The organism is Streptomyces sp. NPDC006925, assembly GCF_042869575.1.
In the GTDB taxonomy this organism is placed as follows: Bacteria; Actinomycetota; Actinomycetes; order Streptomycetales; family Streptomycetaceae; genus Streptomyces.
Genome location: NZ_JBIAGB010000017.1, coordinates 59419 through 83054, shown reverse-complemented (window position 1 = coordinate 83054; position 23636 = coordinate 59419). Strand labels below are relative to the sequence as shown.

Here is a 23636-nt window from a genome sequence, read left to right as displayed (position 1 = left end):
CACCGATGCTCTCCTCGCATGTAGGGGGTGAGGAAAACTCAACTGCATTGGTCTGTACCAAGTCAAGATGCGGGATCGGGTGAGTCACGGCGGCCGCCGGTGCGCCGCTGCCCTCATGTGACGTGTATGCCGCCTGGGGTGGGCGGCGCCTTGGCGGCACGGGCGGGAGTCCGGCAACACCCGGCTCCCGGCCCCCGAGGACGTGTCGCGCCCCGGTGGCACGTCCGGCGAGGGGCGGGCGCGCGACGGCGCCACCGAACCGTACCGGGACGCCACGGCATCGCCCCACGTCCGGTACGGGCGGTCGGCGCGCCGCCGGGCGGTCTCAGCGGTGGGCGGTCCGGGCGGGGCGGGCGCAGTGCACCTGTCCGGATGCGAGACGTACCGGACGTGGGGCCCCTGCCGCTGCGGACCGGCGGGACCCGGGCGGAGCGTGCCCGACCACGGTCGCGGGCCACTGCGGACCCGCTGCCCGAAGTGCTGGTCACAGCACGGCCAGCAGGCCCTCGAGCGGAGCCGGCACCCGGTCGGGGGCGAGTGCCCCGACGAGGACCCGGCCGTAATGGATCTTGCGGCCCTTCTTGGTTCCGAGGAAGCGCCGCAACTGCTGCTGCGGGGTGCGGCCCTGCTGCGCGGGCTGGCGCAGGAAGGTGCGCAGGGCGGGGCGCGCTCATCGCCCTCTGCCCGGACGAGTTCCGCCACCCGTGCCGTGCCCAGCGTGCGGATGAGCTCGTCCTCCAGATCCGCGACGCAGACGAAGAACTCCTGCGGTACCGCACCGGCGCGCTCCCACCCGCGCGCGTAGTGGTGTCGCTCGGCCTCGTCGCACAGCCCGGTCAGCCGCAGGCCCAGCCCGGGCGGCCCGAGAAGGGAGGTGAAGCGCCCCACGCTCATCGCACCACCCATCGGCAGGACGCAGACACCCTCGGCGGCCAGATCCCGGCCGCGCCCCGCGGCCAGCGCGTCGACCGCCGCCAGGTCGCTGGCCCCTTCGAGGAGGACCGCGGTCCGCACGGACAGCCGCGCGGCCAGTTCGCGCGCGGTGTCACCGGCGCCACCGGCCGCCCAGGCGGTCACCGCATCCCGGAACGCCCCGATGTCAGTCATACGGTGAGTCTCCGCCTCCTGCCGCCACCGCGGTAGGGAGTTTCCGCCGGACCGGCCGAGGGCGTGCAAGAGCCCGAGCACAGTACGGCAGCCGGAATCCGGCCACGACCACCGGCCGGCTCGGCTGGAGCCGCGCCGGCGTCGCCGCACCGCACCGCTCGGGTGGCGGCGTCGCAGCCGCTCCGCCCGGCTCACCGCTCGCTCTCGCTCCGGGTGGACCGAGGGGCGTCCGCACGGGTATGGGCACGCAGCCCCTGCAGGTCGAACAGAATGAGCAGTTCGACCGTGCCACCGTCTGCACTGCCCAGCCAATGGGGCCGGGACGTGTCGAACTCGGCCGCCTCGCCCGGGGGCAGCACCAGGTCGCGTTCGCCCAGGACCAGCCGGAGCCGGCCGTCGAGCACATACAGCCATTCGAAGCCCTCGTGGGTCTGCGGAGCCGGTTCGAGGGGCTCCGGCCGGGCGGGAATGATCATCTTGAACGCGTGCGTGCCGCCCGGTCGCCGGGACAGCGGAACGAGGACCATCCCGAACCGGCGGATCGGCTTCAGATGGATGCGGGGGTCGCCCGTGCGCGGAGCGCCGACGAGATCGTCCAGCGGCACGTCGTAGGCGCGGGTCAGCGGAAGCAGCAGCTCCAGGGTCGCCCGGCGCCGTCCGCTCTCCAGCCGCGACAACGTGCTCTCCGACACCCCGGTCGCCGCCGCGAGCTGGGCGAGGGTCAGGCCGCGCCGCCGGCGCAGAGCGCGCAGCCGAGGCCCCACGGCGTCGAGCACGTCCTCCTGCGCGGGATCCACGGAGGCCATCTTGCCAGACCGGCAAGATTCCGTGCCGGATCGCGGTCAGCGGCGCGAAGCTCACCTGCGTACCGACAGAAGGAGGCTCGATGAACACCGAAGCGGTCGAGTTCTGGGACGGCGTCTACGAGGCCCGTGCCGCCCCCACCGACCCCCGCCCGAACGTACGACTCACCGAGGCGGTCACCGGCCTGGCGCCCGGCGACGTGCTGGACCTCGGTTGCGGAGACGGCGGTGACGCGGTGTGGCTCGCTCGCCAGGGGTGGCGGGTGACCGCCCTCGACATCTCGGCTGTGGCCGTCCGCCGGCTCGCCGGTCTCGCCCACGCGCACGGTCTCGCCGACCGGGTCACCGCCGAGCGGCACGACCTGGGCGACCCCTTCCCACCCGGCCGGTTCGACCTGGTCTGCGCCCACTACCTGCACACCCCCCTCGGCCTGGACCGGGACGCCGTCCTGCGCGCGGCAGCGCACGCGCTGCGCCTCGGCGGACGGCTGCTGGTCGTCGACCACGGCTCCACCGCTCCGTGGTCGTGGAACCAGCACCCCGGCATCCGCTACCCGGCCCCGCGCGAGGTCGCCGCCGGTATCGGCCTGGACCCGGCGCGCTGGCCGGTCGAGCGGGCCGACGTGCTGCACCGGACGGCCACCGGCCCCGGCGGGCAGACCGCCGAAGTCACCGACCACCTCCTGGTCATCCGCCGCACCGCCTGAACCGGTCCGCCGAGGCGCCGCACGAAGGAGATCACCATGCCCACCGGCTCCCGCCGCCGCGACACCCCACCGCCCCGCACCGGACCCACCGAGGTCGAGGTGCTGCGCGGATTCCTCGACCACCTCCGCGACGCGATCGCCGCGAAGGTCGAGGGCGCACCCGAACCGCAGGTCCGGACAGCGCAGGTGCCCTCCGGGACGAATTTGCTCGGACTGCTCAACCACCTCGTCTCCGTCGAGAGCGCGACGTTCCTCGGCGACCGGGTGGCCGACTGGCAGGCGACCTTCCATGCTGCGCCGCAGGACAGCGTGGCCGAGGTGGTCGCCCGCTACCGGGCCGTGACGGTACGGGCGAACGCCGTGCTCGACGCGTGCGCCGACCTGGGCGCCCCGGTCCCCCGGCCCCGGCCGAACAGCCCGGCACCCAGCCTGCGCTGGGCGCTCACCCATCTGATCGAGGAGACCGGCCGCCACGCCGGCCACGCGGACATCCTCCGCGAACTGCTCGACGGCACGACCGGACGCTGACTCCCGGAAGCGGCCCGCCCCAGCCGGATCAGGCGGGGCCGCGGCCGGCCACCCGCCCGACGGCGTCGTCGAGGAACTGGAACCGGACCGGCGCCGACTCGTCCTCGGCGCGGGGCCGCGGCCCGCGCCGGTCCTTCGGTCGGGAGGTTCGGCGCCGGCTTCCAGGCCGTCGGTCCGAGCGCGCTGCGGGAAGCCTGCCGGCCCGCCGGTACGCCCGCGCCGCGGCCGGCAGGCCGGCGCAGGCCGCGCGGGACGGTGAAGCGACCCCGGACCGCCGCACCCTGCCGCGGAGTTCACCACGGGTTCCCGCGTCGGCCATCCGCACCGGTTAGCTTGCCGGAGGAAGCAGCACCATCCGTGCCCCTCCCTCTTCGTCAGGAGCGCTCATGGATCGTCGCTCACTCCTGCGCACCGCCGCCGTCGCGGGTTCCACCGCCGCGCTGGGCGGCTCGCTGTGGCGTACGGCCGCCGTCGCGGCTCCGGCGCAGCCGGGCTCGGGCCCCTACGGCCCGCTGGGCCCCGCCGACGCGAACGGCATCCGGCTGCCGGCGGGTTTCACCAGCACCGTGATCGCGCGGACCGGGCGGAAGGTCGGTGCCACGGGATACACCTGGCACCCGGCACCCGACGGCGGAGCGTGCTTCGCCACCGAGGACGGCGGCTGGATCTATGTGTCGAACTCCGAGGTGTCCCCGGGCGGCGCCGGTGCGGTCCGGTTCGGGGCCGGCGGCGACATCGCCGGAGCCCACCGCATCCTGGACGGCACGCGGCTCAACTGCGCGGGCGGCAGCACACCCTGGGAGACCTGGCTCTCCTGCGAGGAGACGGACCGGGGCGCGGTGTACGAGACGGACCCGTGGGGGCGGGAGGCGGCACGGCGCCGCCCCGCCATGGGACTGTTCAAGCACGAGGCTGCCGCGGCCGATCCGGTGCGCGAGGCCGTATACCTCACGGAGGACGAGCCGGACGGCTGCCTCTACCGATTCCGCCCCAGCACCTGGGGCGACCTGTCGGCGGGCAGGCTGGAGGTGCTGACCACGGGGTCCGGTACCTCGGGGCCCGTCGGCTGGGCGGCGGTGCCCGACCCGGCGGCCCGGCGCACCCGTACCCGCCGCCAGGTCGCCGCGGCCAAGCACTTCGACGGCGGCGAGGGGTGCCACTACGCGGCCGGGAACTGCTGGTTCACCAGCAAGGGCGACAACCGTGTCTGGCAGCTCGACTGCGCCGCGAACACCCTCGAACTCGTCTACGACGACGACCTCGTACCGCAGGGTGAGGACGCGCCGCTCAGCGGAGTGGACAACCTCACCGGCAGCGTCTCCGGCGACCTGTTCGTGGCGGAGGACGGCGGCAACATGGAGATCTGCCTCATCACTCCGCAAGCCGTCGTGGCGCCCTTCCTCCGCGTCGAGGGCCAGGGCGGGTCCGAGATCACCGGTCCGGCGTTCTCCCCCGACGGGAAGCGGCTGTACTTCTCCAGTCAGCGCGGTATCGGCGGCCGCTCGTCCGACGGGATCACCTACGAGGTGTCAGGGCCTTTCCGGGGGCGCTGAGGCGGTGCCCGACACGGGGCCGGGGCGGGCCGGGGTTCGTGGCGGCCGGATGCGGTGTGGCCGGCCGCCCTCCGCGTGCCACGGCGACCTGGGGGCGGGTCAGTCGACCGTGCGCCGGAAGACCTGCCGTGAACCGCCCTCCGGCCCCGGTTCGGCCATCTCGGCGGGGGTGAAGCCGAGCCGCTCGTAGAAGATCCGCGCCCCACCGGCGGCGGCGCCCGGATGGTCGGCACCGAACGTCACCACCTCGATGCTGCCCGGGCCCCGCACGAACCGGCGCACGGCCTCCGCCATCAGCTCGCGGCCGACGCCCGTCCCGCGCGCGGCTTCTGAGACGACCAGCCAGTCGACGTGGTGGTCCGGGTGCGACGGGGCGAACAGCAGGCCGCCGAGGATGTGCGCCCGCGCGGAAACGGCCACGAGCGCCGTGGACCGGTGGATGTGCTCCTCCAACGCGCGGTGGAAGCCGGGCTCCTGGACCATCGGCCCGAACCAGTGCTCCACTTCCGCCGCCAGCCTCAACAGGCCGGGGCGGTCCGTCTCCCGTGCAGGTCTCACACTCACCCGCCCAGTCTCGCAGAAGCCGGACGCCGCCTCCGCGGCTGCTCCCTCCCGCCCGGGCCGTACCCGGTACCGGCCCATCCGTGCCCGGAGGCCTACGAGTTGGACCATCCGCGGGTGGAGAGCACCAGCCGATAGCCGTCCGGGTCCTGAACGGTGACGCCCCAGGTGTCCCAGTACGGATTGTGCGCCGCCACGCGTTCCCCGCCGTGCTGCGCGAGCCGTTCCACCAGGGCGTCGGGGACCGGCGCGTCGAGGTAGACCACCAGCAGGTCCGCGGCCGTCGGCCGGGGCTCCACGGGGGCCAGGGGGTCGTGGACGAGCTCCAGGTGCCAGGACGCACGGGGCCACCCGACCATGAGAAGCGCGCCCCGGCCGGCCGCGCTGTCCGCCGCGCACCGGTACTGGACGTCGAGACCGAGGCCCGAGACCCAGAAGCGCTCGGCGGCCCGCAGGTCACGCGAGGGCCGGGCGATGCGGATGTGAGCCGTGGAGTCGGCGGGCATACGGACATCTCCTGAGCGGCGGGGCGTCACGGACCTGTGGTCCGTGCGCGGTGGAAGCGGACCACCGTGAGCCTAGGGATCCGACGGCCTGCTGCCATCGGTCGCTGGTCCTGGGCCGGGTGCCGGAGGCCGGCCGGGACCTCATCCCGGCCAGGCCGCGTCGCGGGCGGGCCCGGGAACGGTGAGCGCACGGAGCGCAGCCACTGGTTACCCGTGAGTAATATGACGTACGCTCTTCCGGGCGCGGGCGCTCGGTCCGCGTCGTCCGCCCCGGCAGACAGCGCGCGGAAGCGCCCGCGACCCGGGGCGGTCCGAAATTGAAGGAAGGACCGGACTTCATGGCCGTCGTGCGTCGGCTCCGCGGAATACTGCTCCCGCTCGCTCTGGCCGCCGGAGCAACCCTCATGGGAGCAGGGCAGGCTCCCGCCCAGCAGCCCGCCTCCCAGGGGGCGCCGTCCGCCGCTGCACAGCAGCGACCCACCTGGGCCATCGCCCACCGGGTACTCACCACGGGCGGGGTGACGGCGTCCCTCCGGCAGGGGGCCAACGCACTGGAGATCGACGCCACCGCCTGGCGGGACGGCTGGTGGGCGGACCACGACGGCACCCTCACCAGCTACGGCGACTCCATGGCCGCCATGTTCGACCAGGTGGCGGAGGAGCACCGGGCAGGGCGCCAGGTCTCCTTCGTCTGGCTGGACATCAAGAACCCCGACTGGTGCGAGAGCAGCGACCCCGAATGGCGCCACTGCTCCGTCGCCGCGCTGCGGGACCTGGCCCGCAGCAAACTGGAGAGCCGGGGCATCCGGGTGCTCTACGGCTTCTACGGAAGCGAGGGCGGCGCCGGCTGGCAGGATGCCGTCGGTGATCTGAACGCCAAGGAGGCCATCAGCTACAGCGGCGACTACGCCGAGGTGCGGGACGGCTTCGCCGAGCACGGAGCGGCCGTGCCGAGCAGCCGGCGCATCATGGACAAGGGGCTGTTCAGCATGGCGCTGGACTTCGGCAGCATCCAGCAGGAGCTGCGGGCCGGCGGCGCGGCCCGGGACCGCGGTGAACTCGCCCGCACCGTCGGCTGGACCGTGGGAACCGGCGACCGGGAGCGCACGGCCACGCTGCTCGACTCCTCCGGTTCGGGTGCCGCCGTGGACGCGCTGATCTACGGCAACCGCATGTCGTGCTACCCCGACGGCGTCAGCGGCCCGGACGGCTGCGGAACGGACGACAGCGGTGTGCGCACCGCGCTGTCCTACATCCAGGACTATGTGCGGGCGCACCCCGGCACCCGCCGCATGGCCACCCCGCAGGACATCCCCTTCGGCAGCTGACCTCCGGCAGGGGCCCCGCGCCGGAGCGCCCCCCGCCGCCGGACGTGCTCCGGCTGCCCGTCCAGCCGCCCGGCGCAGGCGTCCTCAGCGGCGCCGGGCGGCGGGCGCCCGCACGGGGACGTTCAGATGGCCATCGCCTCCTGGATCCAGCGCCGCACCCGGTAGGGCAGCCACCACACCATCTCGCCGACGTCCCCGACGAGCTGCTCGGACCGGAAGTCCTGGAGGATCGCCGCCGGTACCGCCGCGGCGGGCGCCCCCTCGGCCAGCAGCGCGATGGCCTCCTGGTAGTCGGGTTCGTCCACGGTGAAGCGGTGGAGTTCGCCCCACCGCCGGTCCCGGATCTGGACGAATCCCGGCCCCTGCCGCCAGAGGCACTTGCACAGGTAGTGCTCCTCGCGCCAGGTGCGCAGCGTCTGCTCGGGGTCGGGCGGACCGGAGAGGGCGACCGGCGGCTGGAGGTGGTTGAGCGGCCGCCACGCGTCGGGTCCGGGTGCGAGGCGCAGCTCCCATTCGACGTACACGGCGTGCGCCGTCAACTCCCGTACCAGGCACAGCCTGCGCACCGTGCGGGCCGCGTCGGCGGCGTCCGTGTTCGCGGCGGGGCGCAGGTCGGTGGCGCCGGCCAGCCTGACCCGCCGGGCGCCGGAGCGCCAGAGCCGCGCTGCGGCCTCGGAGGGCGGACCGGCCGCCTCCACCTCGCCCAGTGACATGCCGGTCAGACCGGCGGCCTCGAGTTCGTAGTCGCGCCAGGCGGTGACGGTGTCCATGGAGCTCCTCGGTACCGGGGTGCGTGCGGATGAGGGTGCGGATGCGGGGCGCCGGGCGCGGCGGCGTCAGGGGACCGGGACGGCGGGCCGCTCTCCCGGATCCTGCGCGGTCGCAGCTTCCGCGGCGGCCGCCGCGGTGCGCATGAACTCCAGCCGCAGCAGATCCTCGTTGACGGCCGCCGGGGCGAGATGCACGTACTGACCCGCGTCGGTGAACACCACACCCCACTCGAGCCAGCGCTCCAGCAGCTCCCGTATCGCCGGCTCGTCCCCGGCACCGTCCTCGCCCGGCGCTCCTTCGCCGCCCTCCGACGCGAGCTGCCCGGCGACCTTCCGGGCCAGCGCGGCGGGGTGGTGCGGCTGGTCCAGCAGCCGGAAGGCGGCCAGCTCCACCGGCGCTGTCAGCTCCCGCACCCGCCAGTCGAACATCCGGCGGCGGCTGACCAGCACGATCCGGTCACCGAGGTCGGTGTGGGTGAGCCGGCTGGACGGGTAGGCCTCGTGCCACGCCTTGATGCCGTCGTTGAGCCGGCTCGCGGTCTCCTCGCCGATCCCCCGCTCGGGCGCCTCGAACACGTAGGCCAGATCGTAGAGTTCGGACTCCGGCAGGTCGTAGGTGAAGCGGTAGTGCACGTCCGGGCGCAGCGCTTCGTAGCCCAGCTCGGGACGGTTGAAGTAGGGACTGAAGCGCTCGATGGCGATACGTGCCGAGAGGTCGACCGGCGGCATCAGATGCTCCAGCGCCGGTAGTTGCGCGATCACCGGGGTGTAGTCCTCGTCGCGCTCGTGGGGAAAGCCGTGCAGGTAGTTCCAGGAGACGGCCAGGCCGGTCTCCGCGCCGTCGCGTAGCATCCGCACGTTCTGGCAGCCGCTCACCCCCTTGTCCATCAGGTCCAGCACCCGGCTGTTGAGGCTCTCGATGCCCGGCTGGACGTAGATCATCCCTGCGTCGGCGAGGGTCTGGAGCTGGGAGCGGCGCATGTTCGCCTTGATCTCGATGTGCAGCCGCAGGTCGTATCCGCTGGCCACGATGCGGGGCAGCACCGTGCGCACGTACCCCATGTCCAGGATGTTGTCGACGACGTACATGTCCAGCACCCGGTGCTTGCGGGCGAGTTCCATGATCTCGTCGTAGAACCGCTCCGGCGCCTTGCTGCGGAACTCCATGAAGGTGCCGTTGAGCCCGCAGAACGTGCAGTGGTGCTTCTCGCCCCACCAGCAGCCCCGGGCGCCCTCCACGACCAGCTTGGGCTCCACCCAGTGCCGGGCCGCGGAGGCGGCGAGCCGCTCGAAGTAGCCGGAGTAGTCCGGCGAGGTGATCGCGGCGGGCGGAAGCGGGGAGGTGGCCATCGGGTTGGCCACCGAGGAGCCCTCGGCGTCCCGCCAGCACAGGCCCGGTATCGCACGGGGGCTCCCCGAACCGTCGAGAGCGGCGAGCAGTCGCGGGAAGGCGGCCTCCCCCTCGCCGCGCACCACGTAGTCGACGAACGGGAAATTGCGGTGGGCCGCGTGCCCCTGTTCGGCGTCGCAGTTGGCACCGCCCAGCACCGTCGTGATGTGCGGTGCGAGCCGCTTGACGTACTTGGCAGCGGCCAGCGCCGCGGTGTTCTGCTGGAACGTCGAGCAGAACCCCACCACGTCGGGCTCCCGCGCCACGATCTCCTGTGCGGTGCGCGCCACGAACTCCGGCGCGAGACGGTGCAGCTCGTGGCTCATGCGCATGCGGGAGGTGGAGAGCTTGCCGCGCAGCGCCGCGGTGAACTCCTCGGTGCGCCACTCCGGATCGTCGTAGAGCGCCGAGGAGAAGACCCAGTCGCCGCAGCCGAGGAAGTAGGAGGAGAGCGCGTAGTACTCGTAGTCGCCCTTGTCGAACTCGGTGCGCTCGGTGATCCAGTCGGTGTACTCGAGATTGGCGTGGTACACCTCCGCGGTGGTGTCGGGCCGGTTCTCGCTCGCGCTGCGCTTGAGGATGCCCAGCGCGAGCGAGGGCACGTCGATGGGGGACCAGGGCATGTTGACCAGCAGCACGCGCATGGGCGGACTCCTCGGAACGATCGCTGTCGGGCGGGGCCGGGCGGGGCCGGGCAGGTCCGGGCGGTGGCGGGGTGACGAGCGGGAGCGGCGGCACGGCGGCCCGGGGCCGGCCGCGCGGCTGCCGGGGTGCCTCCCGGCCCGGTGCCCCGGGGCACCGGGCCGGGAGACCGGGTCAGATCTCCTCGGTCTCCTCCGCGTTGCGGATCGGAACCGTGATCGTGATGCTGACGCCGGGCTTGCGGTTCTCCTCGTCGTCCTCGAGCGGGTTGTTGTGGATGACGTCCTTCTGCATGGTCATCGCCTCCCTTCGGGATGTCGGCGGACGGCGCCGGAGGGGTCCGGAGCACCGGCCTGCTCGGCCCCGCGCCGGTCGGAGCGGGGAGCTGTGGAGGTCGTGCGGCGGGCGGCCGAGGCCAGGTGGCGGTGCAGGAACTCCAGGGCACGGCGCAGCGTGGCCACGTGGTCGGCGCCGCGGTAGCCGTCGTGGCCGGACTCCAGCCACAGCGACTCGTGCGGTGCTCCCGCGGCCCGCAGCGCCGCCAGGTAGTCGGCGATCTGCTGCGGCGGGCACTTGGCGTCCCGGGCGGCGGCGACCACGAGTACGGGCGCGATGACGTGGGCCGTGTGGGTGACCGGGGAGCTTCGCGCGTAGCGCTCCGGTACGTCGTCCGGCGTGCCGCCGAACAGCCGCTCGTCCAGGGCGCGCAGGGCGGGCAGGCCGGTACGGTGTGCCGCGGCGAAGTCCGCGATGGGCTTGACGGCGACGCCCGCCTGCCACAGTTCGGGCCGCACTCCGAGGGCCAGCAGCGCCAGCGCTCCGCCCCACGAGGTGCCCCAGAGGCCGACGGCGCCCTCCCGCGCCAGGCCGCGTGCCAGCAGATCGGCCCGTACCGCCACCAGGTCGTCGACCTGCGTGAGACCTACCCCGGCGCCGAAGGCGGCCCGCCAGCGCGGCCCGTAGCCGGTGGAGCCGCGGTAGTTCACCCGCGCCGCACCGAGGCCGGAGGCCACCAGCGAGTGGACGATGCCGTCATAGGCGTCCCGGTCGTGGTCGGCGGGGCCGCCGTGCAGCAGGAACACCAGGGGCGGAGGCGTCGAGCCGGTGCGCTCCGGGAGGCTGAGCAGGGTGTGCACCGGTCCGTCGGGGCCGGGTGTCCACAGTTCGCTGTGCACGCCGGGTGCCCGCTCCGGCAGGGCGCCGAGCACCGGCGGATGCGCCCGGGCCGGGCCCGCCGCCGCTGTGGTGCACAGCCGGGGCGGGGTGGCGCTGTCCGTCCATACGTAGTGGATTCCTCCGCCGGGGCGCGGGGCGGCATCCGGGATGCTGCCGGGCGGGGTGGCCTCCGTGGACAGGGTGCGCCGGTTCAGGTCGGCGGTGTGCAGCAGGCTGCGCCCGTGCCGGTCCTGCCGGATCAGGACCGTGCGCGCCTCGGGGTACCAGACGGCGTCGATCTCGGTGTCGAAGGCGCACCAGGCGTGCTCGCGGAGCCCGTGCCGGGCGTCCCAGGTGGCGAGCCGGTACCGGTCGGAGTGCTCGGTGACCAGCAGGAGTTCGGCCCGTTCCGCCGCCGGTGCGAAGCCTCGCGCCCAGATCCGGGCCGCGGCGGGGCCTGCCGCCCCCGACTCCCGTTCCGGGGGCGCGCCGGAGCCCGCCGCGGTGCCTCGGGCGGCGGCGGCCACCTGCGGCAGGTCGCCGCCCCCGAGTGTGGCGACGGTGCGTCCGTCGGGGGTCAGCAGAGTCACCGCAGTGACGTCGTGCGGCGGCCCGGCGACGGCCAGCAGTGCGCCGTCGGGGGAGAGCCCGGCCAGCCGCCGTGGGCCGGGGGCCCGGTGGACCTCGCGGGCCGGGCCGCCCCGCCGTCCGAGCCACACGGCCAGCCCGGCGGGGCTGCCGACGCCCGCGGCGACCTGCCCCGCGGCGTTCATCGCGAGCCCGCGCGGGGTGCCCACGGGAGCCGGTGGCAGCGCCGCCGCGTCGGGGCCCCCGTCGAAGTCCTGGACCCGCCAGACGCCGCGTCCCTCCAGGTCTTCGTCGAACCACCACACGGCCCCGTCCCGGTCCAGGGTGCCGTGCAGGGTCCCGTGCGGCCGGTCGGTCACCTGGCGGGTGCGTCCGGTGGCGGCGTCGTGGGCGAACACTTCGCAGCGTCCTCCGGCGTCGGCGGTCAGGACCATCCGATCCGGGTCCGCCGGGCAGACCTCCGGGATGACGGGGCGGTAGACGCGGTAGCCGCGTTCGTTCTCCACCGCGCCGGACCCGGTGCCGGCCGCCGGCGTGCCGCCGGATCGGGTGCCGCCGGGCCCGGGCACGTCGGCTTCCGTTGCGCCGCGCGTCATACGGCCTCCTTCCGCAGCACCGCGGGGGCCCGCGCCGTGGACCACAGGGAGAGCAGGATCAGGGCCGCGCAGCAGCACAGCGCCGTGCGGTCCGTGCCCCCGGTCCCGGCGAGTCCGCCCGCCGCGAGCGGGCCCGCGGCGGCCGCCAGTCCGGTGGCGGTCGCGAGCACCGTTCCGGTGCGGGACTGGAGCTGCTGGGGGGTCACCTCCAGCGCGCGGGACTGCAGGACGACGGCCGCCGCCGGGAGCAGCAGCGAGATCGCCCCGAACAGCAGTGCGTACGCCCAGACCCGGGTGGTCAGCGCGAGTCCGAGCGTGGGCGCCACCATCAGCCAGGACACCGTGATCACCAGACGGGCGCCCGGAAGCACGTGAGCGAGCCGGGGCGCGAGCAGCGCGCCGGCCAGCCCGGCGGCCCCGGCCACCGCGAGCACCGCACCGACCGGCCCGCCGCCCGCACCCGAGTCCCGCAGGGTGAAGATCGTGCCGTAGGAGAGGGCGGCCAGCAGGAGGCTCATCGCCGTCGACCAGAGCAGGACGAACCGCAGGAACGGCTCCCGGCGCACGAACCCCGCTCCGGCGCCGAGTTCCCGCAGGAAACGCCGGCCGGCCGCGGCGATCCCGGCCCCTGAGGCGGTCGGGGAGCCGGACTCGGCCGGGCCGCCCCGGCGCGGGTGCAGGTCGGCACGCATCGCCGCCACGCAGAGCGCGGAGGCCAGATAGGAGAGGGCATCGGCGAGGAAGGGCAGCCAGCGCGCGAGTTGGAAGAGGGCACCACCGAGGGCCGGTCCCACCACGAGCCCCGCCTGTTCACCGGCCTGCAGCCGGGAGACGGCCCGGGGGTAGCGGTCGGGCGGCACGAGAGTTGCCACCGTGCCCGCCGACGCGGCCTCCTGACAGGAGGTCGCGGTCCGCTCCACCACCACCGCGGCGCAGAGCTGCCACAGCGGCGGGTCGCCGACCAGCGCGCCGACGGCGACCCAGGTCATGGCACCGGCCGAGACCAGAGCGGCGCAGACCAGCACCCGCTTGCGTGCGCCGTGGTCGGCGAGGACGGCGGCGAACGGCCCCGCGAGGATGCCGCATCCGGCGGACACACCGGCCACCGTGCCGACGACGGCGGGTGGGGTGCCGAGGGCGAGCAGCAGCAGCGGAAGAGCCAGACCGGAGGTCTGAGTGCCGAGCGCGTCCGCGGTGTTGGCCCACCAGAAGCGGCGGAAGTCCCCGTCCGCCGCGGCGCCCGGAGCAGTCGTCCGCTTTCCCGGACGGGCGGTTCCCGGGGTCAACGCGCCGTGGGCGTGCGCCGATCCGGCGAGGGAGATGCGGGAGGTGCGGGCGGGTGTAAGCAGCCTCTGCCGTGGTGCGCCATGGAACGTTCCCCCGGTTCACGAGCCGAAATCGCGTGAAGGTTTCGTGCCTTTCCCGTGCGCACCTTGAGGAATATCAGCCGCTGTCAAGGTTGCGCAATACATGGGACGCGGACCCGTCCGATGTCTTCCCGCGCCCTCCGCGGACCGCTCGGTGGCCGCGGGCGGCCGCGCGCCGGGCCGCCGCGCCCGACCGGGGCAGGGCCCGCCGGGTGCCCGGCGCTCAACCGGCCGCCGGGGTGCGGACGGTGCGGGCGGACGGTCCGCCGGCGCGGAGGCGTACGAGAGGCCTCGGCGTACGAGACGGTCTCGCTGACGGCGTCGAGGGGGAAGGCGCGGAAGCGTTCGGCGCCGAGGTCGAGCGTGCCGGACGCGAGGGCGCGGATCAGACCGGCGAGCGTCGAGCGCGGGTGCATCCACCGCCCGCGCACCGTGACCGAGTTGCGCATGAGCCACGGGCAGGGAGGGCGAGATCCGCGCCGCCGAGCATGCCGACGCCGCCCATGAGGACGACGCGCCCGGACCGCGGACGGTCATGACCGCGGTCCGGGCCGCCGGGAAGTGGGGGTTCCCGCGGGGCGCTCGCTCCGCATGCGCCCCCCGAGAGCGGGTTCCGCTGTCTCCGGGGGCAGCTCAGCGGGGGCCGGGCCGGTGGGGCTGACTCCGCCGGGCCCGCTGTGCCGCGAGCCGCGCGGCGGCGTCCTCGGTGCCGAAGGGGTTGCCGCGGCGGGTCCGGTCGGGAATCGGGAGTCCGTGCCGGATCGCGTGGCCGGTGTCGATACCGGTGGCGATGTCGCGTGCGAGGAGCAGGAACCGGTGCAGTGCTGTGCGCATGGGGTTCTCCTTGCCGTTGGTGGGGACGTCTCAGAGGGGAGCTGCGGCATTCCCGGCCGGAGTCGGAGCGTCGCTCCGGGCACGGATCGGCGCCGGGGCCGCGGGCCGTCGGCCGCGGTGGACGACGACGACGGCCGCGAGGCAGACGGCCAGACCGAGGGCGGTCCGCACTCCGAAGTGCTCGCCGAACATGATCGCGCCCCAGACCGCGGTGACCGGGGCCATGAGGAACATCAGCGTGTTGACCTGCGTGACGCCGGAGCGCCGCAGGATGAGCCAGTAGAGGCCGTAGCCGCCGAAGGTGGAGAGCACGACGAGCCAGACGACCGCCGTCCAGAAGGCGGGGTCGGTGGGTGGCGTCGCCGAACCCGCTGCCAGGGCCAGGGCGGTGAAGATGACGGCGCTGGTGGCACAGTGCACGGCCAGCGGCACCTCGGGGGAGAGGTCCGTACGGGAGCGGCCCTCCAGGAAGGTGGCCGCCACCAGCGACAGCATGCCGAGGAACGGTATGAGATAGGCCCACCAGGCGACGTCGGCGGCCGTGGCGGCATCGGCGGTCGTGACGATCACGACCCCGGCGAGTCCCAGCCCCAGTCCCAGCCCCAGTCCCAGCCACTGCGGGCGGGAGACGTACTGGCGCAGCAGCGGCCCGGCCAGCGCTCCGGCGACCAGGGGCTGCACGCCGTCGATGAGGGCGGTGGTTCCACTGGAGACGCCCAGTTGGATCGCCCAGAAGACGGTGAGCAGATAGCCGCTCTGGGAGAGCGTGCCGATCAGCGCCTGCCGGAGGAGGGCTCGCGGCGGCACGCTCCGCCAGGAGGCGCGTGCCGCGGTGGCGGCCAGGAGCGCGAGCGCGAGCGGCAGGAACCGCCACATCAGGAGCGTCACCGCGGGCGCGCTGCCCGCCCCCAGCTTCGCTCCGATGAATCCGGAGCTCCAGCAGACCACGAACGCGACGGCTAGCAGGAAGTTCACACCTCACCCCACAGTTCGAGTAAACAGATCGGTTTACTCATCCCACTATACAGATCGGTTTACCTTCTGGGGGGGTGAGGTCCGCTGGGCGGCATGGGACCGGCCGCCGTCGCGCGGCCGGCCCCGTCCGCAGTCGCTCGATGCGGCTACGGCCGTGCCGTGCCTGGAGCTGCCAGGAACCGCCGCTGGTCGTCCAGGAACCCCTCCGCGAACAGGCGGCGGGGGGCGAGGAGCGCGGTGAGCACAAGCTTGAGGTCCGAGTGCTCGACTGACTCCTTGACCAGTGAGTGGGCTGCCTCCGGGTAGTGCGCGACCGTCAGTGCGTCCGAGCCCAGGACCTCGCCGTAGACCCTCTCGGTCTCCGCGGTGTCGACGTTGGTGTCGTGGCCGGCGAGGGCCAGCAGTACGGGTGTGCCGCGCAGCGCCTCCAGGTCGCGCGTCGCGTCCGCGGTGTAGTTCTCGGACACGAACCGCCACCGGCCCGCGGTCATGCCGTCCGTGCGGCCCCCCAGGGCGCTGGTGTACTCGCCGAAGGTCGCGCCCCGCCGCAGCAGCCGCCGCGTGGTGTCGCTCTTCGCGATCTCCGCCTCGACGCGGGCCGCGGAGGCGCCCTCGGCGCGCAGCTCGGCGAGAAGGTTGTAGCGGCCCTGCCGGAGCCAGTTGATCGCGGGCGAGACGGCGATCACGAAGCTCACCGGGGTTTCGGCGGCGACCTTCGGCAGCACCCAGCCCGCCTGGCTGGCGCCCCAGAGCCCGATCCGGTCCCCGTCGATGCCGGGGCGTTCGCGCGCCCAGGCGATGGCGGCGGCCACTTCCTCGGCCCGGTCCTGCATGGACTGCGCCAGCCAGTCCCCGGGTGCCCCCGCGACACCGGGCTTGTCCCAGGAGAGTGAGGCGTACCCGGCCGCGGCGTTCGACTCCCACATGGGTCGGTAGCCGCCGTCGTGGGTGGCGTCCACGGCGCCGTCGCCGTGGACGTACACGACCAGGCCGTGTTGTTCGCGCCCGTCCTGGGGGGTGGTCAGTACGCCGTGCAGGACGTGGCCGCCGTGGCGGATCGAGACGCGCTGCTCGTGCATGTCGTAGGAGTGCTGCCAGGCCACGATTCCGCCGAGGCAGCAGGTCAGCGCCAGGGCTGTGGCGAGTGACCACACGGCGAGGCGGAGTGCGCGCCGCCGGGGCCGGGTGGGCCGCTGCTCGGTTCTGGATCTCTCTCTCCGGTTCCGCATGGCGCCAGAAACTATCATCCGAACTACGATCGTAGACATCGTAATAGTTTTCAGTCCGGCGGAGACGCGGAAGGGGCGGCGGTATGGAAGCGGATGCGGAGCGCACGGAGAGCGCCGGAGCCGATGGCACCGGCAGGGCCGACCAGCTCGGCAGGGTCCACGGGGTCTCGGTGCGGCGGGGGCTTCCCACCGGAGCCGAACGCAGGGCGGCGGAGCTGTACTGGGACGCCTTCGGCCGCAAGCTCGGCCCGGCACTGAACCCGCCGGAGAAGGCGGTGCCCTTTCTCGCCGACCAGTTCGACGCCGACCGCGCGGTCTGCGCGCTCCTCGACGGGCAGCTCGTCGGTCTCGCCGGCTACCAGGTCGACGGCCGGGCCCTGACCGGCGGTTCGGCTTCCGCGCTGCTGCGTGCCTACGGATGGCTCCGGGGACTGCCCGGACTCCTTCTCCTCGCCCTTCTCGAACGCCGCCCGGCACCCGGACAGCTCGTCATGGACGGCATCGCCGTGGCTCCGGAGGCGCGCGGCCGCGGCGTGGGGAGCCTGCTCCTCGAGGAAGTGGCGGACGTGGCGGCGGCGCACGGCTGCCGGGAGGTCAGACTGGACGTGATCGACACGAATCCGCGGGCCAGGGCCCTCTACGAACGCCGCGGATTCACAGCCGTTCGGACCGAGCGCACGCCCTACCTGCGCAAGCTGCTGGGATTCGGGGCGGTGACCACCATGCACCGGGCCGTCGGAGCCCAGCAGAAAGGACCGTCGACACCGTGAGCGACCGCGTCGAGATCCCCACCCGTATGCTCGTCCACGCCCTGATCCGCGAGGACGGCACAGTCGGCGCAGCCGAGCTCTACGCCGTCGCCAACACCCTGGGCATGAGCGACCAGCAGGTACGGCTCTGCATCAAGCGGCTGCTCGCCGAAGGGCGCTTCACCCACGAGGGCCGGGGCCGGAAAGCAGTGCTGCACGCGACCGAGGCGACCGCCCGGTTCCTCGCCCCCAACGCGGACTTCCTGCGGCACGCCTTCCGGCAGGACGCCGGGCACGCGCCCTGGGACGGTACCTGGCATCTGGCCGCGTTCGCCGTACCCGAGTCGGCGCGCACGGCGCGGGACGCCCTGCGCGAGACACTCGTCCACCTCGGCGGCTCCGCGCTCCAAGGGGGCTTGTACGTCTGCGCCAACGCCTGGGAGCCCTACGTCGAGGACGCCGCCGGCCGGCTCGGTGCCGATGCGGCGCTCACCCTCCTCACCACCACGGACCTGCGCAGAGGAGGCACCCAGGACCCCGTCGAACTCGCCAGGGACCTGTGGCCCCTGGAGGAGATCGCGGGCCGCTACCACCGGCTCGACCAGGTGGCCCGGCCCCGCCTCGAACGGCTCACCGGCTCCGATCCGGTGCCGTCGGCCGAACTCCTCACCATCGCTCTCGAACTGGCAGCCGAACTCACCCGCGCCATGGACCCCGACCCCCTGCTGCCGCCCGAGCTGCTGCCCCGGCCCTGGCCCGGCGCGCGGGCCAGGGAAGTCGTCGCCCGGTGCTGGGCGGCGCTGCACGAACGGGCACCCCGCGCATCCCGCCCTGCCGTCTTCCAGGTCTACGCCGACATCACGCGCGAGGCCGCGGAGCGGACCCGACGCTGAGCGGACCGGCGGACCGTGCCGCCGGAGCGGCTATGCTCCCGCCGTGGACGACATCGCCCCCGGCCTACGGATCAGGCCCGGAGACCGGGCCGACACACCGGCTGTCCTGCACCTGCTCGATGCCGCGGTCGCCTGGATGAACGCCCGCGGGAACACCCAGCAGTGGGGCACGACCCCGTACTCCCGAAAGCCCGGCGGAGTGGCGCGGGTACAGCGGTACCTGAGCGAGAACAGCCCCTGGATCGCGGAGCTGGACGGCACACCTGTGGGGGCGCTGGTACTCGACTCCGGCCCCAGCCCGCAGCTGCCCATCGGCCCGGCCGGCGAACCCGAGCGGTACGTCCGGCTGCTGGTCACCGACCGACGGCACGCCGGCCGGGGCATCGGCGCCGCGCTGCTGGACCACGCCGCCGCAGAGGCCCTCCGGGCCGGAGTCCGGTTGTTGCGGGTCGACTGCTGGGCGGGTGGGGGCGGCCAACTCGTCGCCTTCTACGAACGCAACGGATTCGCCCCGGCCGAGCGGTTCCTGCACGGGGACTGGCCGGGAGCGGTGCTCGCCCGCCGGGTGGGCTGAGGGTCCCGCCGGGCGGGCCTGCAGCGCGGGGCAGGGCCCCTGAGCCGACCGCGGGCAGCCGGTCAGCCGCGTGCCGCCGGAAATCGGTGGCAGGCCCTCGCTCGACACGGGATAGCGGGATGGGCATGGCAACAGGCGGAAAGCAGGCCGCGGTCGGGCGATGATCGGGCCGGCGGTCGGGGACGCACTCGGCTTTTCGAACGAGTTCAACGACCTTCCGCAGATCCTCGCCGAGCGCGGCTCCTGGCGCACGATGGACCTGCCCGCACAGCTCACCGCCGTGCGGAGGGCGGCCTGCACCTCCGGTGACTCCGACTCCCTCACCTGCTTGACCGGCGCTTTCGCCCGGCGCGTGTCTGGGCGCGGACGCCTGTCCGGGCGCCTGGGCGGAGCGGATCGAGCACGGCCGCGACTTGGGGGCCCTCGGACATCTTCGGGACGCGGGGTGAGTCCGCTCAGGACCGGGGGCCGGGCGGGGGAGGCGGGCCCGGGTGCGGGCCGAAGGGAGGCGGGCCCGGGTGGCCCGGGTACGGCTGCGGGCCCGGCATGGTGAGCCGGCGGCGGTGGCGCCCCCGGCGGACAGCGGTGACGACGCTGATGACCACAGCCGAGGCGACCGCGGCGAGGAACAGCCCGATCGCCGCGAAGACGGAACCCACCGCGGAACCCACGCGGGGCTCGTCCCCCAGAGCGAACTCGGTCTGCCGATCCGAGGTGCACGTGAGGGTGTAGTCACCGGTGCTGCCCGGCTTCACCTCGAAGACGCGCTCCCAGGTGCGGGACCCGCTGGTGATCCGGAACGTGCTGTCCGGCTGTTTCATGGATCCGGACCGCATCTGCGGGATCCGGCAGTTGACCCGGCCCCGCCCGGAGACGGAGGCGTAGACCGCCTTGGTCTCGCCTGCGGTGAACCGGAAGGTCTGCGAACCGCCGCTGGGGAAGCTGTGGTCGGTGTCGATCGAGTCCACCGTGTCCCGCACCGTCGCCACGATGACGGCGGTACCGCTGCCGGCCAGCACGAGCGCCAGCACCGCGGCGACCACGTACCAGAGGCGGCGGGGCCGCAGCTCCTTCGCCGGGATGGTCCGCGGCGGGGGGCCGCCGTACGCTGCTCCTCCAGGGTTACCTATAGCCACGGTCCCGCACTGTATCGCGACGGGAGCCGACGCCAGGGTGCGGCCGCCGGCAACTCCCGGCGTGGGAGCTTCTGCCCGCATCCGCATCCGCATCCGCATCCGCATCCGCATCCGCATCCGTCAGCGGGCCGGCCTCTCCTCTTTGCCGGGATCGCGTGCGGCCGGCGGCGCGGCGGAAGCATCGGTCAAGCAGCGGTCCGACGCGGTTGCCTGCGCTCGTCGGCCGTGAGCCCGCGCAGGGTCCACAATCCGTACAGCGCGAGCAGTGGCTTGACGATCAGCCACTCGCCGGGGCGGTAGTCGTCGGCGCGCACGAGCCGCTCGGCGAGGTCGGGGCGCTGCCGCCGCAGATACGCGCGGGCCTTCAGCGCGTGAGCGGGCTGGGAGACGAGCTTGATGCGGTCGGCGTTCTCGAGCAGGGGGAGCACATTGGCGATGTTCTCCCACGTAGTGGCGCTCCGTTCCTCGAGGAGCACCCTGCCCTCGAAGCCGAGCACCGACCGCGCGTAGGCGGCCAGCAACCGGGCCTCCGGCACGCCGCTGCCGACCGGACCCCCGCTGAAGACCAGGCAGGTTCCGCTCTCGGGGCCGGCGCCGAGGGAGCGAATCCCCGCACGCACCCGCCAGCGGTTGACGAGGTTGGCCTCGGCCCGCGGGTTCCGGTAGCCCAACACGACCACAGTCGCGGCAGCGTCCCCTCCGTCCGGGACGAGAGCGCGGGACCAGCGCCGGTTCAGCCACTCGCCCCAGGCCAGGGCGACGACGGTCCCGGCCATGGTCAGTCCCGTCCTGCGCCGCATCCCAGGACTCTAGGGCGCCTCCACCCGGAGCGGCAAAGGCTCAGTCGCGCAGCAGCCCCCGTATTCTGCCGGGACGTCGAAGGATCCTCCTGAGCGAGCGGAGGAACCCTCCCCGGCCGCCGTGCCTGTCCGCGCGTTCGGCCGGAGGCGGGACGCGGCAAGGCTGCGGATCCGCGACCCGGGACGCATCGCCGGCGACGGCGGAAGGTGCTGCCGTTCTGCGGGCCTGCCGGGCGAGTCGGTACGCGTCCGCCTCCCGGCGCAGCTGTTGTGAGCGGATCCGGTGCCACTCGACGTGCATGCCGCTCACGCCTGCTGCGGGAGTGCCAGGACGTCGGCGACCACGCAGCTCACGTTGTCGGGGCCGCCGGCACCGTTGGCGAGAGCGACGAGGTCACGGACCGCCTCCTCGGGTCGCGGGCTCCGGGCGAGCACCCGGCCGATTTCCGCCGCGGGCACGACGCCTGACAGCCCGTCCGAGCACAGCAGGTACCGGTCTCCTGCCCGGACGTCGTGCAGCCGCATGTCGGGAAGGGCGTCGTCGACTTCTCGGCCCAGCGCTCGCAGCAGCAGGGACCGTTGGGGATGGGAGGCTGCCTCCTCCGGACTGAGCCGTCCCTCGTCGACCATCGACTGCACCACGGTGTGGTCGTGGGTGATCTGGAACAGCTCCCCGTCGCGCAGGAGGTGGACGCGGGAGTCGCCGATGTGCACGAGGCCCAGTTGCGAGCCGGTCCACAGCATCGCGGTGAGTGTCGTGCCCGCCTCGTCGGGCTGGGAGCCGGCGTCGGCCATGCCGCGCACGGCCTGCCGGGCCCGGTCGACGGCGTCCTCGAGGACGTTGAGGAGGTCCCCGGCCGGAATGCTGTCGGTCTCCAGGTACTTCAGCGCGTGGACGGCGGCGGAGCTCGCGGGGGCGCCGGCGGCGCCGAAGCCGTCGGCGACGGCCAGCAGCCGGGATCCGGCATAGGCGGTGTCCTGGTTGCTCTCGCGGACCAGGCCCGGGTCGGAGAGTGCGGCATAGCGGATTTCCAGCGGGCGAGTGGCCGGGGTCATGGCAGGGTCCTTCCTGGCGAGGCTGTCGATGAGGAAGGTGGCCAGATCGCGCCGTGCCGCGGTGTCGGCTTCGACCTGCGCCCAGAAGGCGCGAACCTCACGGGCCGCGGAGCCGGCGTCCAGCGCGCAGATCCGCTGGATGCGGGCCAGGGGCATCCCCAGCCGCCGGAGCCAGGCGACGAGCCGGGCCCGGTCCAGTTGCTCGGGTGCGTAGTGGCGGTAGCCGGTCACCGGGTCGACGCGAGCGGGGGTCAGCAGGCCGAGCTCGTCGTAGAGCCGCAGTGCCTTCGGCGACAGCCGGGACGCCTTCGCGAACGCTCCGATGGTCAGCAAGCCCATTCCCACCCCTCCTCATGCCGGGCACGGCGCCCGGCCCCACCGATGCTGTGGCCTCCCCCAAGGTGAAGGTCAACGCCGCCGGGCCCGGCCGCGCCGCGCACCGGAATATTCACTCGCAGCGCCGTCGGCGGGTGTCCATACTGCGGTGATGGACCCGGTGACTCTCGAGACGGAACGGCTGACGCTGCGGGCCTTCACGTCCGCTGACGTGGACGCGGTGTACGAGGCCTGCCAGGACGAGGACATCCAGTTCTTCACGCCGGTTCCGGTGCCGTTCCGGCGTGCGGACGCGCAGAAGCGTATAGCCGACGATCTCCCCGCCGGCTGGGCCGAGGACCGGAACTACACCCTCGGCGCGTTCCGCAAGGACACCGGCGCCCTGGTGGGGTCGTACTGCCTGTTCCTCGTCAGTCAGGGGGTCTGGGAACTCGGCTACTGGGCGGTCAAGAACCAGCGCGGGCGCGGCTATTCGGTGGAAGCCGCCCGGTCGCTGTGCGAGTGGGGCTGGACCGCTCTCGACGTGCACCGCATCGAGTGGTGGGCCATGGTCGGCAACGCCGGCTCGCGTGCCGTTGCCGAGAAGCTCGGCTTCACCCTCGAAGGGATGCTGCGCAACCGCAGCATCGCCAACGACGGCAAGCCGCACGACTGGTGGATCGGCGGCCTGTTGCGGCCCTGAGAGCCGCCCCGGCGCGGAGAGCCGTCCCGGGTCCGCTGCGGCTCCGGAAGCCCGCGGGCGGGCCCGCGGCCGCCCGGGGGTGCGGCGTCCGGGCGGCCGCGGGTGTCGAGGGCCGGGATCAGGCGGGGACGGTCCGCCGGTCCAGTTCGCGGGTGCGGGAACGCGAGGAGGAGCGCAGCGAGCCCAGTGCCAGAGCGCCGGGCCCGGTGAAGACGAGCAGCAGGAGCGCCCAGCAGAACATCGCCGAGGCCTCCCCTTCGTTCTGCAGGGGGAAGAGGCCCCTGGGCTGGTGGACGGCGAAGTAGGCGTAGGCCATCGAGCCGGACGAGACGAAAGCTGCTGTCCTGGTCCCCGCGCCCACCAGGACCAGCAGGCCCCCGGCGAACTGGATCGCTGCCGCGTACCAGCCGGGCCAGGCACCCACCGGCACGGTGCCGCCGCCCTTCGCACCGCCGAGCACCCCGAAGAGCGACGCGGCCCCGTGGCAGAGGAAGAGCAGGCCGACGACGATCCGGAACAGTCCGGTCGCGTAGGGGCGTGCCTGGTCCAGTCGAGCGGTGAGGGAGGACATGGGGGTTCCTTCCATGGGGGGACGGACACCGCCGAGCCCCTCGCCCCGAGTCGACCCGGATGGAACGCCTGTGCGTGGGAGGAGTGGATCGACGGACCGGGCCGAGCCGACGGGGTCCGCAGCGGTAGGGCCGATCGGAGGGAAGGGGCGGCGGTGGAGGACGCTGTTCCGCGCGCCGGGTGTCGGGCTCGCGGACAGCA

23 protein-coding genes and 2 pseudogenes are annotated in these 23636 nt (G+C 73.8%); 9 read left to right on the top strand and 16 right to left on the bottom strand.

What is annotated here, in order from left to right:
• Positions 1 to 484 precede the first annotated feature (484 nt).
• A pseudogene (locus ACFYNS_RS22160) lies at positions 485 to 1107 on the bottom strand (TOPRIM nucleotidyl transferase/hydrolase domain-containing protein).
• Between the two features lie 191 nt (positions 1108 to 1298).
• On the bottom strand, positions 1299 to 1913 hold the full coding sequence (locus tag ACFYNS_RS22155) for an XRE family transcriptional regulator (RefSeq protein WP_388604667.1): 615 nt from the start codon (positions 1911 to 1913) through the stop codon (positions 1299 to 1301).
• Positions 1914 to 1993: 80 nt separating this feature from the next.
• On the opposite strand from ACFYNS_RS22155, the gene ACFYNS_RS22150 reads away from it, so the two are divergent.
• From ACFYNS_RS22150 to ACFYNS_RS22140, 3 genes are all read left to right on the top strand, one after another.
• Positions 1994 to 2617: a class I SAM-dependent methyltransferase gene (locus tag ACFYNS_RS22150; protein ID WP_388604666.1), complete on the top strand. Its 624-nt coding sequence runs from the start codon at positions 1994 to 1996 to the stop codon at positions 2615 to 2617.
• Between the two features lie 36 nt (positions 2618 to 2653).
• Positions 2654 to 3145, top strand: coding sequence for a DinB family protein (locus tag ACFYNS_RS22145; RefSeq protein ID WP_388604664.1), 492 nt, complete (start codon positions 2654 to 2656; stop codon positions 3143 to 3145).
• Between the two features lie 386 nt (positions 3146 to 3531).
• Positions 3532 to 4698 (top strand): alkaline phosphatase PhoX, encoded by a 1167-nt coding sequence (locus tag ACFYNS_RS22140; RefSeq protein ID WP_388604663.1) that lies wholly within the window; start codon positions 3532 to 3534, stop codon positions 4696 to 4698.
• A 99-nt stretch (positions 4699 to 4797) separates the two neighbouring features.
• On the opposite strand, the gene ACFYNS_RS22135 is transcribed toward ACFYNS_RS22140, so the two are convergent.
• Together ACFYNS_RS22135 and ACFYNS_RS22130 are read right to left on the bottom strand one after the other, a co-directional pair.
• Positions 4798 to 5262 (bottom strand): GNAT family N-acetyltransferase, encoded by a 465-nt coding sequence (locus tag ACFYNS_RS22135; protein ID WP_360291665.1) that lies wholly within the window; start codon positions 5260 to 5262, stop codon positions 4798 to 4800.
• A 92-nt stretch (positions 5263 to 5354) separates the two neighbouring features.
• The gene (locus ACFYNS_RS22130; protein ID WP_360291667.1) at positions 5355 to 5765 is read right to left on the bottom strand and encodes a VOC family protein; all 411 of its coding nucleotides are present in this window, start codon (positions 5763 to 5765) and stop codon (positions 5355 to 5357) included.
• Between the two features lie 338 nt (positions 5766 to 6103).
• Between ACFYNS_RS22130 and ACFYNS_RS22125 the strand changes: the two genes are divergently transcribed.
• Positions 6104 to 7093 (top strand): phospholipase, encoded by a 990-nt coding sequence (locus ACFYNS_RS22125; protein WP_360291670.1) that lies wholly within the window; start codon positions 6104 to 6106, stop codon positions 7091 to 7093.
• 122 nt (positions 7094 to 7215) lie between these two features.
• Here the strand turns inward: ACFYNS_RS22125 and ACFYNS_RS22120 are convergent, their stop codons facing one another.
• The 8 genes from ACFYNS_RS22120 to ACFYNS_RS22085 form a co-directional block, all read right to left on the bottom strand.
• Positions 7216 to 7863 (bottom strand): DUF5825 family protein, encoded by a 648-nt coding sequence (locus tag ACFYNS_RS22120; protein WP_388604661.1) that lies wholly within the window; start codon positions 7861 to 7863, stop codon positions 7216 to 7218.
• Positions 7864 to 7929: 66 nt separating this feature from the next.
• The gene (locus ACFYNS_RS22115) at positions 7930 to 9897 is read right to left on the bottom strand and encodes a RiPP maturation radical SAM C-methyltransferase (RefSeq protein ID WP_360291676.1); all 1968 of its coding nucleotides are present in this window, start codon (positions 9895 to 9897) and stop codon (positions 7930 to 7932) included.
• Positions 9898 to 10069: 172 nt separating this feature from the next.
• Positions 10070 to 10195 carry a hypothetical protein gene (locus tag ACFYNS_RS22110; protein WP_019357533.1) on the bottom strand — a complete coding sequence of 42 codons (126 nt, stop codon included), beginning with the start codon at positions 10193 to 10195 and terminating at the stop codon, positions 10070 to 10072.
• The gene (locus tag ACFYNS_RS22105; protein ID WP_360291679.1) at positions 10192 to 12234 is read right to left on the bottom strand and encodes a prolyl oligopeptidase family serine peptidase; all 2043 of its coding nucleotides are present in this window, start codon (positions 12232 to 12234) and stop codon (positions 10192 to 10194) included. Before ACFYNS_RS22105 ends, ACFYNS_RS22110 begins: the two co-directional genes overlap by 4 nt.
• The gene (locus ACFYNS_RS22100) at positions 12231 to 13520 is read right to left on the bottom strand and encodes an MFS transporter (RefSeq protein WP_388604659.1); all 1290 of its coding nucleotides are present in this window, start codon (positions 13518 to 13520) and stop codon (positions 12231 to 12233) included. Before ACFYNS_RS22100 ends, ACFYNS_RS22105 begins: the two co-directional genes overlap by 4 nt.
• 714 nt (positions 13521 to 14234) lie before the next feature.
• Positions 14235 to 14435, bottom strand: coding sequence for a hypothetical protein (locus ACFYNS_RS22095; protein ID WP_360300528.1), 201 nt, complete (start codon positions 14433 to 14435; stop codon positions 14235 to 14237).
• Between the two features lie 30 nt (positions 14436 to 14465).
• Positions 14466 to 15410 (bottom strand): DMT family transporter, encoded by a 945-nt coding sequence (locus ACFYNS_RS22090; RefSeq protein WP_388604657.1) that lies wholly within the window; start codon positions 15408 to 15410, stop codon positions 14466 to 14468.
• Positions 15411 to 15556: 146 nt separating this feature from the next.
• Positions 15557 to 16639, bottom strand: a complete 1083-nt coding sequence (locus ACFYNS_RS22085; protein ID WP_360300520.1) for a serine aminopeptidase domain-containing protein — start codon at positions 16637 to 16639, stop codon at positions 15557 to 15559.
• An 83-nt stretch (positions 16640 to 16722) separates the two neighbouring features.
• Between ACFYNS_RS22085 and ACFYNS_RS22080 the strand changes: the two genes are divergently transcribed.
• The 4 genes and pseudogenes from ACFYNS_RS22080 to ACFYNS_RS22065 all read left to right on the top strand — a co-directional run.
• Entirely contained in the window at positions 16723 to 17409 is a 687-nt protein-coding gene (locus tag ACFYNS_RS22080; protein WP_360300517.1) for a GNAT family N-acetyltransferase, read from the top strand.
• Complete coding sequence (locus ACFYNS_RS22075) at positions 17406 to 18281, top strand: PaaX family transcriptional regulator C-terminal domain-containing protein (protein ID WP_360300514.1); 876 nt, start codon at positions 17406 to 17408, stop codon at positions 18279 to 18281. The genes ACFYNS_RS22080 and ACFYNS_RS22075 overlap by 4 nt, the downstream gene beginning before the upstream one ends.
• 43 nt (positions 18282 to 18324) lie before the next feature.
• Positions 18325 to 18855, top strand: a complete 531-nt coding sequence (locus ACFYNS_RS22070; RefSeq protein WP_360300512.1) for a GNAT family N-acetyltransferase — start codon at positions 18325 to 18327, stop codon at positions 18853 to 18855.
• 271 nt (positions 18856 to 19126) lie between these two features.
• A pseudogene (locus ACFYNS_RS22065) lies at positions 19127 to 19304 on the top strand (ADP-ribosylglycohydrolase family protein); the annotation flags it as partial.
• Between the two features lie 6 nt (positions 19305 to 19310).
• Here the strand turns inward: ACFYNS_RS22065 and ACFYNS_RS22060 are convergent.
• From ACFYNS_RS22060 to ACFYNS_RS22050, 3 genes are all read right to left on the bottom strand, one after another.
• A complete protein-coding gene (locus ACFYNS_RS22060; RefSeq protein ID WP_360300510.1) occupies positions 19311 to 19991 on the bottom strand; it encodes a serine/arginine repetitive matrix protein 2 in 681 nt (226 codons plus the stop codon).
• Between the two features lie 185 nt (positions 19992 to 20176).
• A complete protein-coding gene (locus tag ACFYNS_RS22055) occupies positions 20177 to 20791 on the bottom strand; it encodes a YdcF family protein (protein ID WP_360300507.1) in 615 nt (204 codons plus the stop codon).
• Positions 20792 to 21097: 306 nt separating this feature from the next.
• A complete protein-coding gene (locus ACFYNS_RS22050) occupies positions 21098 to 22186 on the bottom strand; it encodes a MerR family transcriptional regulator (protein WP_360300505.1) in 1089 nt (362 codons plus the stop codon).
• A 148-nt stretch (positions 22187 to 22334) separates the two neighbouring features.
• Here ACFYNS_RS22050 and ACFYNS_RS22045 point away from each other — a divergent pair, with 148 nt between their 5' ends.
• The gene (locus ACFYNS_RS22045; protein ID WP_360300502.1) at positions 22335 to 22865 is read left to right on the top strand and encodes a GNAT family N-acetyltransferase; all 531 of its coding nucleotides are present in this window, start codon (positions 22335 to 22337) and stop codon (positions 22863 to 22865) included.
• Positions 22866 to 22983: 118 nt separating this feature from the next.
• Here the strand turns inward: ACFYNS_RS22045 and ACFYNS_RS22040 are convergent, their stop codons facing one another.
• The gene (locus ACFYNS_RS22040) at positions 22984 to 23436 is read right to left on the bottom strand and encodes a DoxX family protein (RefSeq protein ID WP_360300499.1); all 453 of its coding nucleotides are present in this window, start codon (positions 23434 to 23436) and stop codon (positions 22984 to 22986) included.
• Between the last annotated feature and the right edge of the window lie 200 nt (positions 23437 to 23636).